General features: G+C 70.8%; 14 protein-coding genes. 6 read left to right on the top strand and 8 right to left on the bottom strand.

Annotation, left to right across the window (positions count from 1 at the left end; translation table 11 throughout):
* Both DLJ59_RS24380 and DLJ59_RS24375 read right to left on the bottom strand, forming a co-directional pair.
* Positions 1-1,590: ABC-F family ATP-binding cassette domain-containing protein (locus DLJ59_RS24380; protein ID WP_148096966.1), on the bottom strand; the 1,590-nt coding region annotated here is incomplete at its 3' end.
* Between the two features lie 212 nt (positions 1,591-1,802).
* Positions 1,803-2,414 carry a TetR/AcrR family transcriptional regulator gene (locus DLJ59_RS24375; protein WP_124774934.1) on the bottom strand — a complete coding sequence of 204 codons (612 nt, stop codon included), beginning with the start codon at positions 2,412-2,414 and terminating at the stop codon, positions 1,803-1,805.
* Positions 2,415-2,547: 133 nt separating this feature from the next.
* Between DLJ59_RS24375 and DLJ59_RS24370 the strand changes: the two genes are divergently transcribed.
* The gene (locus DLJ59_RS24370; RefSeq protein WP_124774933.1) at positions 2,548-3,648 is read left to right on the top strand and encodes an aldo/keto reductase; all 1,101 of its coding nucleotides are present in this window, start codon (positions 2,548-2,550) and stop codon (positions 3,646-3,648) included.
* On the opposite strand, the gene DLJ59_RS24365 is transcribed toward DLJ59_RS24370, so the two are convergent.
* The 4 genes from DLJ59_RS24365 to DLJ59_RS24350 all read right to left on the bottom strand — a co-directional run bounded on the left by DLJ59_RS24365 (position 3,606) and on the right by DLJ59_RS24350 (position 8,561).
* A complete protein-coding gene (locus tag DLJ59_RS24365; RefSeq protein WP_124774932.1) occupies positions 3,606-4,574 on the bottom strand; it encodes an alpha/beta fold hydrolase in 969 nt (322 codons plus the stop codon). The two genes, DLJ59_RS24370 and DLJ59_RS24365, sit on opposite strands and share 43 nt — an antisense overlap.
* A 75-nt stretch (positions 4,575-4,649) precedes the next feature.
* On the bottom strand, positions 4,650-5,546 hold the full coding sequence (locus tag DLJ59_RS24360; RefSeq protein WP_124774931.1) for an acetyltransferase: 897 nt from the start codon (positions 5,544-5,546) through the stop codon (positions 4,650-4,652).
* Positions 5,547-5,704: 158 nt separating this feature from the next.
* Positions 5,705-6,904, bottom strand: coding sequence for a low temperature requirement protein A (locus DLJ59_RS24355; RefSeq protein ID WP_124774930.1), 1,200 nt, complete (start codon positions 6,902-6,904; stop codon positions 5,705-5,707).
* A gap of 115 nt (positions 6,905-7,019) precedes the next feature.
* Complete coding sequence (locus DLJ59_RS24350; protein WP_124774929.1) at positions 7,020-8,561, bottom strand: flavin-containing monooxygenase; 1,542 nt, start codon at positions 8,559-8,561, stop codon at positions 7,020-7,022.
* 226 nt (positions 8,562-8,787) lie between these two features.
* Between DLJ59_RS24350 and DLJ59_RS24345 the strand changes: the two genes are divergently transcribed.
* Entirely contained in the window at positions 8,788-9,750 is a 963-nt protein-coding gene (locus DLJ59_RS24345; protein ID WP_124774928.1) for an AraC family transcriptional regulator, read from the top strand.
* Positions 9,751-9,981: 231 nt separating this feature from the next.
* On the top strand, positions 9,982-11,085 hold the full coding sequence (locus DLJ59_RS24340) for a glycoside hydrolase family protein (RefSeq protein WP_124774927.1): 1,104 nt from the start codon (positions 9,982-9,984) through the stop codon (positions 11,083-11,085).
* Position 11,086: 1 nt separating this feature from the next.
* Here DLJ59_RS24340 and DLJ59_RS24335 read toward each other — a convergent pair whose 3' ends face one another.
* Positions 11,087-11,980, bottom strand: a complete 894-nt coding sequence (locus tag DLJ59_RS24335; protein WP_124774926.1) for an NAD-dependent epimerase/dehydratase family protein — start codon at positions 11,978-11,980, stop codon at positions 11,087-11,089.
* A gap of 69 nt (positions 11,981-12,049) precedes the next feature.
* Between DLJ59_RS24335 and DLJ59_RS24330 the strand changes: the two genes are divergently transcribed.
* The 3 genes from DLJ59_RS24330 to DLJ59_RS24315 all read left to right on the top strand — a co-directional run bounded on the left by DLJ59_RS24330 (position 12,050) and on the right by DLJ59_RS24315 (position 13,899).
* Positions 12,050-12,460 (top strand): VOC family protein, encoded by a 411-nt coding sequence (locus DLJ59_RS24330; RefSeq protein WP_124774925.1) that lies wholly within the window; start codon positions 12,050-12,052, stop codon positions 12,458-12,460.
* A gap of 99 nt (positions 12,461-12,559) precedes the next feature.
* Positions 12,560-13,186: a VOC family protein gene (locus tag DLJ59_RS24325; protein ID WP_124774924.1), complete on the top strand. Its 627-nt coding sequence runs from the start codon at positions 12,560-12,562 to the stop codon at positions 13,184-13,186.
* Between the two features lie 293 nt (positions 13,187-13,479).
* Complete coding sequence (locus tag DLJ59_RS24315; protein WP_030337921.1) at positions 13,480-13,899, top strand: PPOX class F420-dependent oxidoreductase; 420 nt, start codon at positions 13,480-13,482, stop codon at positions 13,897-13,899.
* A gap of 60 nt (positions 13,900-13,959) precedes the next feature.
* Here DLJ59_RS24315 and DLJ59_RS24310 read toward each other — a convergent pair whose 3' ends face one another.
* A complete protein-coding gene (locus DLJ59_RS24310) occupies positions 13,960-14,844 on the bottom strand; it encodes a bile acid:sodium symporter family protein (protein WP_124774923.1) in 885 nt (294 codons plus the stop codon).
* Positions 14,845-14,896 lie beyond the last annotated feature (52 nt).

Here is a 14,896-nt window from a genome sequence, read left to right as displayed (position 1 = left end):
CTGCCAGCGGGAGCGGAGTCTGCGGTCGTGGCTGGCGACGACGACGGCACCCGGGCCGGAGCCCAGGGCGTCCTCCATCTCGTCACAGAGCGTCGGCGAGAGGTGGTTGGTGGGTTCGTCGAGCAACAGCAGTTCCGGCGGGTCGGCGACGAGCACTGCGAGGGCGAGCCTGCGGCGCTGGCCGACCGACAGTTCGGCCACCGGGCGGTCGAGGTCCGCCGGGGCGAGCAGGCCGAGCGACGACAGCGGTACGACCTCGGCCCGCCCCGGCCCGACGGCAGCGGCGAAGACCTGCCGGGCCGTCCGCCGAGCGTCCGCGAAGACGCTGTCCTGGGCGAGCAGGCCGACCCGCAGACCCGGTCGTCGCCAGAGCGCTCCGGCACTGGTCGGGTGGCCGGCGAGCACGGCGAGCAGCGTCGACTTGCCCGCCCCGTTGGGGCCGGTCACCAGCAGCCGGTCACGGCTCCTGATCTCCAGTTGCGCCACCCGGAGTCGGCCGGGCACCTCCAGTCGATCCGCCGTGACGACGACCTCGTCACCGTCGCCGACGGCGAGCACGGGCGCGTGGAAACGCAACGGCTCCGACGGCACCGGAACGGGGTCGCGCTCGATTGTCTCCAGTCGACGGGTGGCGTCGCGGACGCGACGGGAGATCTGGTTCTGGACGCGGCCGGCGGTGTGCCCGTACCCCATCTTTTCGCTGTCGCGCGGGCCGCGGCCGTGCGCGACCTGGTGCCCGCTCACGGCGGCGGCCTCGCGCAGATCGGCGAGGAGCGCCTGCTCGTCGTCGTAGCGCCGACGCCACCGTTGCGCCTCGGCGCGCTTCGCCGTCAGGTACGCGGTGTAGCCGCCGCCGAAGCGGACCGGCCCGTCTACCGCCGGATCGAGGTCGATGAGATCGGTGCAGACCGCGTCGAGGAAGGCCCGATCGTGACTGGCCACCACGACCACGCCGGGCATGGCAGTGAGCTGGTCCTCGCAGAACGCCGCCGCCGCGTCGTCGAGGTGGTTGGTGGGCTCGTCGAGCAGCAGCGCGGCCGGCCGGCGGATCAGCATCGCGGCGAGGGCGAGGCGGCCACGTTGCCCGCCGGAGATGACGCCCAACGTCCGGTCGTGCGGCAGCCCGCCGAGGCCGAGGCCGTCGAGGACCGTCCGGGCACGACGGTCGGCGTCCCACGCGTCGCGGTCCTGGGCCCGCTCCAGAACCTCGCCGTACGCGGCCAGCAGCCGGTCGTGCTGCTCGGTGCCCTGCGGCGAATCGGCGAGCGCGACGCCGATCCGGTCCAGCTCGGCGAGGTCGGCACGGGCCTCGCGCAGCGCGTCGTCGAGGACCGCGGCGACGGTCGTGGATGGCTGGAAGGGCATCTCCTGGTGCAGGAAGCCGACGTCCGGCGGGCGGATGACGATGCCGGAGTCGGCTACGTCGACGCCGGCCAGGACCCGCAGCAGGGTCGTCTTGCCGGTGCCGTTCTCACCGATCAGGCCGATCCGGTGGCCGGGTGTGGCGGTCAGGGAGACGCCGTCGAGCACCCGGCGGTCGCCGCGGACCCGCACGAGGTCATGGGCGATCAGAGCAGGTCGAACAGACATGGGGAACCTCGGAGAACGACGATCCGGGGCGCACACGGGCACCCCGGCGGGAGCAGGGCACGACGACGAGGGCCGCGACGACGGTGGCGCGATCACGCGCCCGTCGGCGGCCGGTCCGGGTGCTCACCCGGAGATGTCGTCGTCACCTGCCACGCCTGCTCCGATCTCCGGCAACTCGGGCGCAAGGATACCCGGCCGTCGCTGGGGTCGGCTCAGCTCCCGCCCGTCCGGGCACCTGCGCGCAGCGAGTCGATGGTGAGGTCGAGGACGGCTTCGAGGTGGTCGATCTTTCCGGTGGAGAGCAGCAGCAGCACACCGCCCTGGATACCGGCGAGCAGTGCCGCGGCGGCCCGGTCGGCGTCAACGTCCGCGGCGATGTCGCCGGTCGACTGCATGTGTCGGATGCCGTCGGTGATCGCCTTCTGCCAGCGCCACATGAGCCCGGTCACAATCGCCTGCGCGCCGGGCGCCCGTCGGCCGGTCTGGCCGAGCAGACCGTTGAGGGGGCACTTCACCCCCTGCGCGAGGTATCGCTCGATCAGTCGGTCGCGCCAGGCGAGCCAGGCCGGCCAGGACGTCAGGTTGCTGAGCATCGGCTCCTGGTCGATGAGCACCTGGTCCGCCTCGTGCTGGGCCACCGCGAGCAGCAGACCATCCTTCCCGTCGGGGAAGTAGTGGAAAAGCTGGCCCTTGCTGGTGCCGGTGCGGGCCATCACATCCTCGAGGCGCACCTCGTCGACGCCGCGCTCACGGATCTCGGCCGCCGCGCCGGCGACGATCCGCGCTCGGGTCGCCTCGCCCTTGCGGGTCAACGCCCGTGTCATGGGACCTCCTGGTCGGGACCTGCGGGGTCCGACCCTACCTCGATTTTTGGACTTGCAGGTCCATTTTTGCCGAGCAAAGGTCTGGAACGCGCGGTCCGCAGCGGGCCGACACCACTATCGGGAGGACACCACGATGAACCACTACTACCTGCTCGGACGGTCCGGTCTACGGGTGAGCCGGCTGGCGCTGGGCACCATGAACTTCGGCGTCGACGGGTTCCACGCCGCGTACGGCAAGACCGAGGATGAGGCCGAGCCGATCTTCCGGCAGTACCTGGAGTCGGGCGGGAACTTCATCGACACGGCGGACTTCTACACCGCAGGCGAGAGCGAGAAGATCCTCGGCCGCCTGATCGACCGGGCCGGTGTACGCGAGCGACTCGTGCTCACCAGCAAGGCCACCAACACCGTCGACCCGTCCGACCCGAACGCCAGCGGCAACGGTCGCAAGCACATCATGCGGGCCCTGGAGGCGTCGCTGCGCCGGCTCGGCACCGACTACATCGACCTGTACCTGCTGCACACCTGGGACCGGATCACCCCGGTCGAGGAGGTCGTGCACACCCTCGACGACCTGGTGCGCTCCGGCAAGATCCGGTACGCCGGGTTGTCCGACGTACCGGCCTGGTACGCGGCTCGGGCGCAGAGCTACGCCGAGGCGCACGGGCTGACCCCGATGATCAATGTGCAACTGCCGTACTCGCTGGTCGCCCGGGACATCGAGGCGGAGCACGTGACGATGGCCCAGACCCTGGGCATGGGGCTCACCGCCTGGAGCCCGATCGGTGGAGGGCTGCTCAGCGGCAAGTACCGGCGGACCGGCGAGGGCATGACCGGGACCGGCCGCCTGACGAACCCCGACGCAGCGGGTCGGGAGATCAGCCCGAGCGACTGGCAGGTGATCGAGGCGTTGGAGAGCGTGGCCGCCGATCTCGGGCGCAGCATGGCGCAGGTGGCGATCAACTGGGTGGCCACCCAGCCCGCCGTCGGGTCGGTGGTCATCGGGGCGAGCAGCCCCGAACAGCTCACCAGCAACCTCGGTGCGCTCGACTTCGAGATCCCGGCCGACGCCCGCCGCCGGCTCGACGAGGCGAGCGCCCCGAGGGTCCCGCTGCTCTACGGCATGTTCACCCCGCAGTACCAGTCCTGGGTGGTGAGCCCCGGCCTCGGCGTCGGCGACAAGCCCGCCGGCTACGCCCCTGCGGTGTTCAACGGCGCCGGCTCACCCTCGTAGAGCGCGACGTACCGCCGGCGCCACTCGTCGCCGTCAGCGCCGAGGGCGGCGAGGTTGAGGGTGTTGTGTTCGACGCCCAACGCCGCTGGCAGGGTGCACACCCGCAGCGGGACCGCGTTCGCGTCGGCGATCCGGCGCGGCACGTCGACCGCTGCCCGGAGGTCCACCACGCCGTCGAGCGGGCTGATCGCGACCGCGGCGGTCCGCAGGCCGGTCCTCCGGGATGGTTTCGGCAGGCTACGGGCGATCGTCAGGTACTGGGTGACGGCGGCGAGGGAATAGCCGCGCGACGTGACGCGGTCGCGCAGGACGCGACGCCCGTACAGGACGATGAGCGGTTTGACCGCGTAGGCCGGCGCCTGTCGCGGGTTCGGGCCGAAGAACGGCGACAGCAACAACAGATGCCGTACGACGTTGCCGGGCACCTGTGCCAGCCAGGTGGCCAGCACGGCACCGCCGGAGATCCCGACGACGCCGACCTCGTCTCCCAGGGCCGCCGCGACGGCCCACCCCTGCGCGGCGTACGTCGTCAGCTCACCGGCCTCGACCCGGTGGTGGGCCCGCCGGTCGACGGTGCCGTGCTGGGGAGCCCGGGGAATCCAGACGTTGTACCCACTGTCGAAGAACTTTTCGGCCAGCCCCGCGTACTGCTCGGGCGCGAGGGTGTATCCGTGCAGCAGCAGCACGGCCCTGCCGGTGCGGGAGCCGTGGCTCAGCAGGCGGCTGCGCGACTCCGGCCGGATCTGCGGATCGGCGGCCTCGGCGGCGATGGTGGCCTCGGCGGCACGGGTGGCCGTGTCGAAGTCGAGCGGTCGGGCCGGCGCGACAGGTAGCCCACGGCGGCCCAGAGGCCAGAGATAGAGCCCGGCGACCGCCGTCACGACCAGCGAAAACCCGCCGACGAGAAGCGCGATGATCTCCGGCATGGTCAGATGCTGACACCGGCCGGGGTCGGCGCTGGCTGAGGGGGTGCGCCCGGGTGACCGGGCGCACCCGGTCACCTATTCCTGACTGTTCGGTGGCGCGAAGGCGACCCTGGAGCGCAACTGCCGAAAGCCGGTCCGCTCCAACTCCGCCAGCACCGCCACCCGGTGGGATTCCACATCGGCGATGACCTCCCGGGCACCGCCGGCGGCCAGCACCCGGACCGCCTCGGCCAGCAACTCGGGCCGGGCCGCCTCGTCGAGGAGGCCGAGGTAGGCGAGCAGGGGGTAGCAGGCTTGGCCGGCTGTGCCGACCAGCCCGACCGGGTCGCCGGCCGCCAGGGCGACGCGCCATTCCTCGATGTTGTCGCCCAACCAGGCCAGCGGGTCGGTGGCGAGGTCGACGCCGCCGACCACCCGCGCGATCTCGACGCCGGTCAGCACGTCCGGCTCGGCGATCCTGGCGACCAGTGCGTTGATCTCCGCCACGTCGACGGGCGGCCGGAAGTCGTACCGCCCGGAGGACGCCGGCAGGGGGGTGCCCGTCCAGGAGTACCGGATCCGCTCCCCCCGCTCGACCAGCCCGGCCAGCCGGGCGGCCGCCATGGGCGCCCGCACCACGGCCAGCACCTCGGGCCGGCGCCGCCAGTGCGCCGGTAGCGCGGCGTAGTACAGGCCGGGGCCGCCCAGCGTCTCGTGGGCGGCGCGCAGCAGCTCGGCGCCCACCTCCGGCTCGGCGATCAGATCGAACCGGTCCAGCCAGGGGGCACCGACGGCGCCCGGTGGAAGGAGCCAGGCGGCCCGGCCCACCAACCGCCCGGCGCGCAGCGCGACCCAGGTGGTCTCGGGCCGGTAGCCGCCGCCGGCGACCCCGTCGGCGTACCCGACCTGACGCAGTTGGGGCAGCGGATCGGGCATGGAGTCGAACAGCTTTTCCTCGCCCGCGACGAGCGGGCGAATGACCAGGTCAGTCATGGGTTGGTCCTCCGGGAAGCGAGCGCCCCGGGTCAAATCCGCGCGGACGCCGGAGCGCGGAGGGGGCGCAGAACATCGGACATTGTTCTGACCTCCTTCCAGCTCGACGGCGTGCCCGACGAGGATACGCGCAGTGGCCGCCGGCCCGCAACGGATCGTCACAGCGTCGGGTTGGACTCCGACCCACGCCGGTGGGCCCGTCTGTCGAACACGGTGATGGCGGCCAGGATCAGCGCCGCGACGGCCGCCACCACGACCGGTGGAAGCAGCACCATCACCGGGGCCGCCACCGCCAGTGCCACCGCGCCGAGATAGAGCACCCGACATCGCGGTGCGGATCGGCTCGCCTGCTCCAGGGTGGTCCGCCCGATCAGGAACAGCACCGGGCCGCCGAAGATGATGGCCACCAGAGCCCAGTCGATCGGCGGGTGCGGATCCTCGATGACCTGCCCGAAGCCGGCCGCGGTGCAGATGATGCCGCCGACGATCAACAGCAGGCTGTAGCTCGCCCACCGCGACAGCTGGATCCCCTCCCCGCTCGGGCTCGCCGCATGGCCGGACCTGACGTGGTAGAAGTACATCCGCCAGAACGAGACGACCGTCACGAACGAGGCGACGAGGGTGACGGTTCCCTCGGTCGTGAAGCCCGGGAAGCTGACCGCGGCGCCGGATTCGAGCACCACCTCGGCAAGAGCGATCATGAAGAACTGGTTGTACCGCTCGGCGAGATGCTCCTGCGAGACGGTGACCCCCAGGCGGTCGATCTGTCTCGGGCCCATGCGGGGCAGGGGGTAGGTGGTGGCGGCGCCGATCACCTCGATGGCGAGCGCGATGGTCCAGAAGATGCCTCGACCGAGACCGCCACTGATGCCGCCACTGATCCAGAGCACACCGGTGGCCAGGTGCCAGGTCAGCACCCGGAGCGCGAACACGTGCACCCGGTGGCCGCGCAGGGCGAACGACAGGAACAGCGGCCGGCCGACCTGGATGACGACGTAGGCGCAGGCGAAGACGACGCCGCGTTGGCCGAAGGCCTGCGGCAACGTGACCGCCAGCACCAGCGTGCCGAACATCGTCGCCAGCAGGATGACCTGCAGATCGGGGCGCCGGGGGTCGTAGGTGCTCGCCAGCAGGGCGGTGAGCGACCAGATCATCCACATCGCCGTGAAGAACAGGACGGTCTGGCCCGCCTCGGAGAGCAGCGTGTGCCGGACGATGGTCAGGTCGTCCGCGACCCGCCCGGCGAGGCGGGCGAGCGCGAAGACGTAGACGATGTCGAACAGCAGTTCCAGGACGGTCGCCGAGGGTGGGCTCTTGCTGTCCCCGAGCCCACGGAAGAACTCGGCGCGCCTCAGCACGGACGGCGGGACCGCTCAGCCGGCCAGGGCCGCTGGCACGAGCGCACCACGGTGCTGACCCCGTTTCGTTGCCATCGTCCCCGGGCCTCCTCATCGACCGGTCCCGTCTGATCCCCTATCTGCGCACTTTATCCGCCTTTATCGGGCCGTCACCGCTGATGGCGGATACCGGGTCGGCGGTACGCCGGATCATCTCTGCCGTCACCCTGCGGTACGAGCTCGGGTCGACGGGAAGCAGCCACTGCCGGGCCCGGGTCAGCGGGCCGAGGTTGAGCCCCAGCTCGTCGAGCACCTCGTCGATGTTGTGCATCGAGAACGGGATGATGTTGGTGCCACGAGCGTGCCGCCCGTTGGTGCGCGCCGTCATCCAGGCCAGCCGGGAGCACACCTCGTCGCGCATCCGGGCCTCGGCTGGCAGGGTGATCCCGCCTCGCAGGTACGCGGCCGTCCAGACCGCCGCCATCTCCGCGCTGAGCGAGCTGAAGAACGACGAGTTGTAGCCGGCGAACGTCAGCCGCGGCACGCCGATCGGCAGGATCTGCCGGTAGAGCATGAAGTTGCCGGCATCGTCCTGGAGTCGGGCGTGCAAGGCGTCGTCGAAGAAGGGCACGTGCTGGCGGAAGCCGGTGCCACAGATCACCAGGTCGGCCGGGAGCACCGTGCCGTCGGCCAGGCGGGCGGCGGGCCGGCCACCGTCGACCAGCAACTCGGTGATCACCTGATCCCGGTGCACGGCGATGCGGCCGTCGGTGACCCGCTCGAAGAAGCCCTCCGTGCCGAGACTGACAGTGCTACGGGCGATGTCCTCGAAGTTGCCGTTGGGCACGAGGCCCAACTCGCGCAGGTTGAACTGTCGGGTCGCGACCGAGCCGACGCTGTTGACCATGCTCTGGCGCAGGCCGTTCCCCGGGCCGTGCAGGAACCGCTCGAAACCCTTCAGGCGCAGGTAGCGGAAGAGGGCCTCACCCATCCGGGTGAGCAGCAGGTACTTGTAGTTGAGCGCACCACCGAGCTTGCGGGGCATCTTCCAGAGCAGCTCACGAGCCACCACGTGGGTCTGGGCGGCGACCTCGCTCACCGGGACCGCCACGTCGCAGGACGACTTGCCGTACCCGACCACGAGGACGTTCTTACCTCGGGCCGCCTCGATGTCGTGGAACTCCCCGGTCGCCAGTACGCGCCCGCCGGCGGCGGCGAAGCTCGCGTGCCCGTCGAAGGACGGGACGAGGGGGTCGGAGAAGATGCCGTTGGCGACGATCAGGTGGTCGTACCGTTCCACCGTCAACGGGTCCTGGGCGCCCGCCGGCCGTGACGCGACCAGCCAACCCGTCTCGTCGTTGACGAGTTCGGCGGAGGCGACCTCCGTGGACAGGCGCAGCGCGCTGCCCAGCCCGAACCTCTCCACGTACGTCTCCAGGTACCGCTGAACCTGCTCGCCGGACGGCCACTGCGGGTAGTCGGCGGGCATCGGCAGGTCGGAGAGGTGGTAGGTGCCCTTGTTGTTCTGGGTGTGCAGGCCAGGGTAACGACGGGTACGACTCCACACCCCACCGACGTCGGGCGCCCGTTCGAACACTGTGACGTCGAATCCGCTCTGCCGCAGCACCTTCGCTGCGCTCACACCGGCGAATCCGGCACCGACGACAGCAATTCTCATGGTCTCCTCCAAACGACGTGAACCCGTGCCGAGAACCGCGCCGACACCGACCGCCCGCGGTGCTCGCACGCTAGCGAGCAGGCCTGGTTGGTCGCTATCCGCACGACGCGGGCGTTGTCCGCGGTACGCGGCGAAACCCTTTTCCTGTCGGGTCGACGGCTTTCGGGGATGACTCGGCCCGCTCACGCCTTACGGTCAGCGCGACGGGACGCCCGGGAGGTGTCGGATGGATGCGGTGACGGTCCGGACGGACGACGTCGACCGGGCTCGCGCCGAGGTGGGCCGGGTCTTCTGTCCACACCGGCTCACACCGCAGTCGGGCGTGCACAGCGTGCGACTGCGGATGGCGGCTCGCCGGGCGGGCGGGGTGGGGGTCATCGACCTCGACTACGGGCAGGCGGTCCGCATTCAGCCGCCCGCGCTGGAGACCTTCTACCTCGTCCAGATCCCCAGCGCCGGTAGCACGCTGGTCCGGCACGCCGGTCAGACCGTGACCTCGACCGCCGACGTCGCGTCGGTCCTGTCCCCGTACGACTCCTCGGACATGCGGTGGTCCGAGGGCTCTCCCCACCGGATCTTCTACGCCGACCGACGCGCCGTCGACCGCGAACTCGCCCGCCTGCTGGGCCGCCCGGTCGACGACCCGGTCCGCCTGGACGTCGGCATGCTCATGACCACGCCGACCGCACAGGCGTGGGCGCGCGGGGTGGCGTTCCTCGCCGCCGAGCTGTCGCAGCCGGCGGACGCGTCCCTGTTCGACCACCCGCAGGTCGCCGCCCGTTTCGAACAGGGGCTCATCGGCAAGCTGTTGCTGGCCCACCGGCACAGCCACTCCCACCTGCTCGCCGAGCCGGACCAGCACGCCCACCCCGGGCGCATCGTCCGCCGGGCCTGCGCCCTGATCTCCGAACACCACGGCGAGGCGCTGACCGTCGGTGACGTCGCCGAGGCGCTGCGGGTGAGCGTACGAACGTTGCAGGACTGTTTCCGCCGCGAGCTGCAGACCACCCCGACCGCGTACCTGCGGGCGTGCCGGCTCGACGCGGCGCACCGCACGCTCCGCTCGGCCGCGCCGGGGGCCTCCGTGACGACGGTCGCCCTGGAGCACGGCTTCGTGCACCTCGGTCGGTTCTCGGCCGACTATCGGAGCCGGTTCGGCGAGTCGCCATCGGCGACCCTGCGCCGCTGATTTCCGCCAGCTACCGCGCCTCGCCCAGCCCTTGCCTTGACGCTGACGAGAAGGTTCAGCCCTGCTCGCGACGGGCGGCTGGAGGAGATCGGATGCTGACCGACGGCCAACACCAGCCGCGGAAATCGTTATCCCGGTCCGGCCGGCCAGTCTCCTGAGGGGAGGCTGGTGGCGATCTTTCGTCATCGTCTGCAGCAGACAGCGGCACGACCACGTGAGGGAGTCGAGACGATGCGCGCAACCGGCCAGGGTGAAGCGGACGCCGCGAGGGGAAACCGGGGCGTCCACGCCGAACCCCGACGCGGGATGCTCGGCAGTCTTCCGCTCGGCGCGCGGCAGCTGCTGTGGCCGCTCCTCGTGGCCGCCGTGGTCGCCGTACTGGTGACCGGTGTGATCGTCGTGGTGCAGCCGACCGGGCCGACGCCCGCTCCGGCGGCGACGCAGGCGCTCGACGCGCCGCCGCCCGCGAGCCCGCAGCCCCGCGCACCCAGCCCGACCACGCCCACCCCCACGGCGAGCCCGGCGGGGGCGACCCCGACGCCGACGCCGACGGTGACGCCGACAACCGGGCGTCCGGTCGCCCCGGCGGCCCCGGCGGCGACCTCGAAGCGCAAGGGCGTCGGGGTGTGGACCTTCGACGGCGTCAGCCAGGCGCTGGCCATCTCCGGGGCGAGTTGGTACTACACCTGGGACATGGCCCACTCGGGCGTCACCAGCCCGAAGGGCGCCGAGTTCGTCCCGATGATCTGGGGTGCGAAGAGCGTCACCGCCGGCAACCTGCAACAGGCCAGGAAGAACGGCCGCCACCTGCTCGGGTTCAACGAGCCGGACCTGAAGGGCCAGGCGGAGATGACCGTCGAGCAGGCGTTGGAGCTGTGGCCGCAGTTGCAGGCCACCGGCCTTCCGTTGGGCAGCCCGGCGGTGGCCTGGGGCGGCGACCGACCGGGCGAATGGCTCGACCGGTTCATGGCCGGGGCGAAACAGCGCGGCTACCGCGTCGACTTCATCGCCCTGCACTGGTACGGCGGTGACTTCACCACCGCCAACGCGGTCAACCAGCTCAAGTCGTACCTCCAGGCCGTGCACGACCGCTACCGGCTGCCGATCTGGCTCACCGAGTTCGCCCTGATCGACTTCTCCAACGGCGTCCGCTTCCCCACCCAGGCGCAGCAGGCCGCGTTCCTCACCGCGGCGACCCGGATGCTGGGTGGCCTGTCCTGGCTACAGCGGTACGCGTGGTTCGGCCTGCCCGCCACCGACAAGGACCAGACCGGCCTGTTCCGTGCCGGCGGCACCGCGACCGCCGTCGGCCGCGCCTACCAGGCGGCGCGCTGACCTACAGCACGTCGACGTGGTCCCGCCAGGAGTGCTGCGGCTCGTATCCCAGCACCCGACGGGCCTTGTCGATGCTGAGCAGCGTCTCGTGCTCCCCCAGCTCCTTACGGATCTCGACGCCCGGGTAGACCTCGGCCATCAGGCTGGCGCTGGACCTGCTCATGACGGTGTCGGCGTTGGCGATGACGAAGACGTCGGCACCGGGCTGGTCGTGCGCGAGGGCGCGCTCGACCGCCTGGGCCCCGTCGCGGGCGTCGATGTAGCCCCACAGGTTCCACCGGCGCAGCTGCGGGTCGGCGTCGAAGGAGGGGAACGGCGCGTAGTCCTCGACGTCCATCACGTTGGAGAAGCGCAACCCCACCATGACCAGCTCCGGGTCCCACCGGCAGAAGTGCCGGGCCATCTCCTCTTCCAGGACCTTGTTCAACGAGTACGTCGACTCGGGCCGTGGCGCGTACTCCTCGTCGACCGGCGCGTACGGCGGCGGGGTGTCGAACGGCAGCCCGAGCACCGTCTCGCTCGACGCCCACACGACCCGCTTGATTCCGGCCGCCCGGGCCGCGGCGAACACGTTGTACGTCGCGGCGGAGTTGTTGGCGAAGGTGGTCGCGTTCGACATCAGCCCGGGTGCCGGCACCGCCGCCAGGTGCACGACCGCGTCGACGCCGCCCGCGTGCTCGTCGGCGCCCCCGGTGAACGCCTCCACCACCTGCCCGTAGTCGGTCAGGTCGGCCAGCAGGAACTCGCCGTTCACGTCGCGTGGGTCGCGGCCCCCGGCGCGGTCCACCGCCAGCACGTCGACGCCCACGGTGCGCAGGTGGGCGACCACGGCACGGCCGAGCTTGCCGGTGGCGCCGGTGACGACGACACGCCTGGGCAGTGCGGAGTTGGTCATGACCACATCTTCGCCGGGGGCAGACGGTGACCCACACGCGGGTACGGCGTTACCCCTAGCATGATCGACATGGACATCACAATTCACACGTGCTCCCTGCCGCACACCGACCCGGACGCCTCCCTGGCCTTCTACCGCGACACCCTCGGCTTCGAGGTCCGTAGCGACGTCGGTCAGGGCACGATGCGTTGGATAACGGTCGGCCCCGCCGACCAGCCCGGCACGTCCATCCTCCTGGCGCCGCCGGCCGCGGGCCCCGGGGCCACCGAGAACGAGCGCCGCACCATCACCGAGATGATGGCCAAGGGCACCTACGGCTGGATCCTGCTGGCCACGCGGGACCTCGACACCACCTTCGAGAAGGTGCAGGCCGGCGACGCCGAGGTCGTCCAGGAGCCGACCGAACAGCCGTACGGCATCCGCGACTGCGCCTTCCGCGATCCCGCCGGCAACCTGGTCCGTATCCAAGAGCTTCGCTGAGCCGTCCCGGTCCTCGAATGTGCGCCGTTCGGGACCGCTGACGAGACCGGTCAGGAATCAAGAAGCGCCGGTCGCCCGGTCGCAAATAGCGTAATCGCCATGACATCCCTCGCATCCGTCACCCTCGACGTGGCCGACCCCGCGGCCACCCAGCGCTTCTACACCGCCGCCTTCGGTCTGGACAAGCAGATTCGCCTGCGGGCCTCGGACGCACCGACGAGCGGCTTCCGTGGGTTCACGCTGGCGCTCACGGTGTCCCAGCCGGCCACCGTCAACGGCCTCATCGGCACCGCCCTGGACGCCGGTGCCACGTCGCTGAAGCCTGCCGCGAAGTCGCTCTGGGGCTACGGCGGTGTCGTGCAAGCCCCGGACGGGACGATCTGGAAGATCGCGACCTCGGCGAAGAAGGACAGCGGCCCGGCTACCCGGCAGATCGACGAGATCGTGCTCCTGCTCGGAGTCGCGGACGTGGCGGCGAGCAAGCGGTTCTACGTGGAGCGCGGCCTTGCCGTGGCGAAGAGCTTCGGCCGCATGTACGTCGAGTTCGTTGCTGGGTCCAGCCCCGTGAAGCTGGCGTTGTACCGACGTCGTGCCCTCGCCAAGGACGTCGGCGTCGCCCCCGCCGGCACCGGGTCGCACCGACTCACGATCGGCGGCGACGGCGGGCATTTCACCGACCCGGACGGGTTCGCCTGGGAAGCCTCATCGCTGGCGGCCGCGAAGTGACTGGAGGAAGCATGACGGACGTTCCGCCGCGTGGGCTTGACCAGAGGCTTCGGGACACTCGCGTCAGACTGGAGAGCGACATCGACCTCTGGGTCGCGACGGCGGGCTCCAGTACTTTCTGATCCGACCGCAGCGCATCCAGGCCTGGCGGGAGGCGAACGAGCTGAAGGGACGCGTCGTCATGCGTGACGGCCGCTGGCTCGGCTGACCGCGCGATGTACCGGTAGCACCATGATCGGGGCGGACGGGTGCGTAACGTGCAGGGGTAAACGTTGTCGCGACGAGGAGACTTCATGTCCAAGCCACCGCTCCCCGAGGCCGCGGTCGCCATGCTCCAGAAGCCGAACCCCGCCGTCATGACCACCCTGCGCAACGGTGGCCAGCCGGTCTCCGCCGCCACGTGGTACCTGTGGGAGGACGGCCGGATTCTGGTGAACATGGACGAGAGCCGCCGCCGGCTGGAGCATGTCCGCAACGACCCCCGGGTGTCTCTCACCGTGCTCGACGAGGCTGGCTGGTACACCCACGTCAGCATCATCGGGCACGTCACCGAGCTGCGCCCCGACGAGGGTCTCGCGGACATCGACCGGCTGTCGAAGCATTACACGGGCAACGCGTACCCACGCCGGGAACGTGCCCGGGTCAGTGCCCTGATCGAGATCGACCGCTGGCACGGTTGGGGCGCGCAGAAGGACAACAACCAGGTCGGCTGACCGTTGCCGCCCGACCTGTCGCCCTGACGGCTGCCGTCGGGGCGACAGGGGCACCAGCCGTCAGGGCGTCAGGGCGGTGGTGGACCGGGCGCCGACGCGGGTCACCAGGTAGCCGAAGGCCGCCGCGGTGAAGAACATGACGATGCCGTAGACGGCGCCCGGGATCGCCATCTGGGTGCTGTCGAGCAGCGCCGGGCTGAGCGCGATGGTGATGGCCAGTGTGCTGTTGTGGATGCCGATCTCGAACCCGGCGGCCGTCGCGGCGCTCCGGTCGACACCGGCGAGGCGCGGCACCCCGTACCCGATGGCGAGGCTGAGCAGGTTGAAGGCGAGCACGGCCAGGCCGACCGAGACGAAGTAGTCGGCGATGTTCTCCCGCTCGCCGAGCACCGCGCCGGCGATCACCGCGACGAGCACGACGACGGAGAGGATCCGGACCGGGCGGTTCAGTCGCTCGGCGAGCTGCGGCACCCGCGCCCGGATGAGCATGCCGATCGCGACCGGGACGAGCACGATGGCGAAGACCTGGAGCACCTTGTCGAACTGAAGGCCGATGCTTCTGCCGTCGGGCAGGAAGTACGCCGCCGACAGGTTGACCAGGGTCGGCAGGGTGAACACGGCGAGCACCGAGTTGATGGCGGTCAGGGTGATGTTCAGGGCCACGTGCCCGCCGAACAGGTGGCTGTAGAGGTTGGCCGTGGTGCCGCCCGGCGATGCGGCCAGCAGCATCATGCCGACGGCCAGCTCGGGTGCGAGGTCGAAGGCGAGGACGAGGCAGAAGCAGAGCGCCGGCAGCACCAGCACCTGGCACACCAGGGCGATGACGGCAGCTCGTGGATGGTGGGCCACCCGGCGGAAATCCGCCATGGTCAGTCCGAGACCCAGACCGAGCATGATGATGCCGAGGGCGATGGGCAGTCCGATCAGAGTCACGGCGGAGTCCATGGCACAACATCGTTACCACCCGGTAACGACGTCACAATCCCCCATGCGGACG

The organism is Micromonospora inaquosa, assembly GCF_003857055.1.
In the GTDB taxonomy this organism is placed as follows: Bacteria; Actinomycetota; Actinomycetes; order Mycobacteriales; family Micromonosporaceae; genus Micromonospora; species Micromonospora inaquosa.
This window is presented reverse-complemented; position numbering and strand designations above follow the sequence as displayed.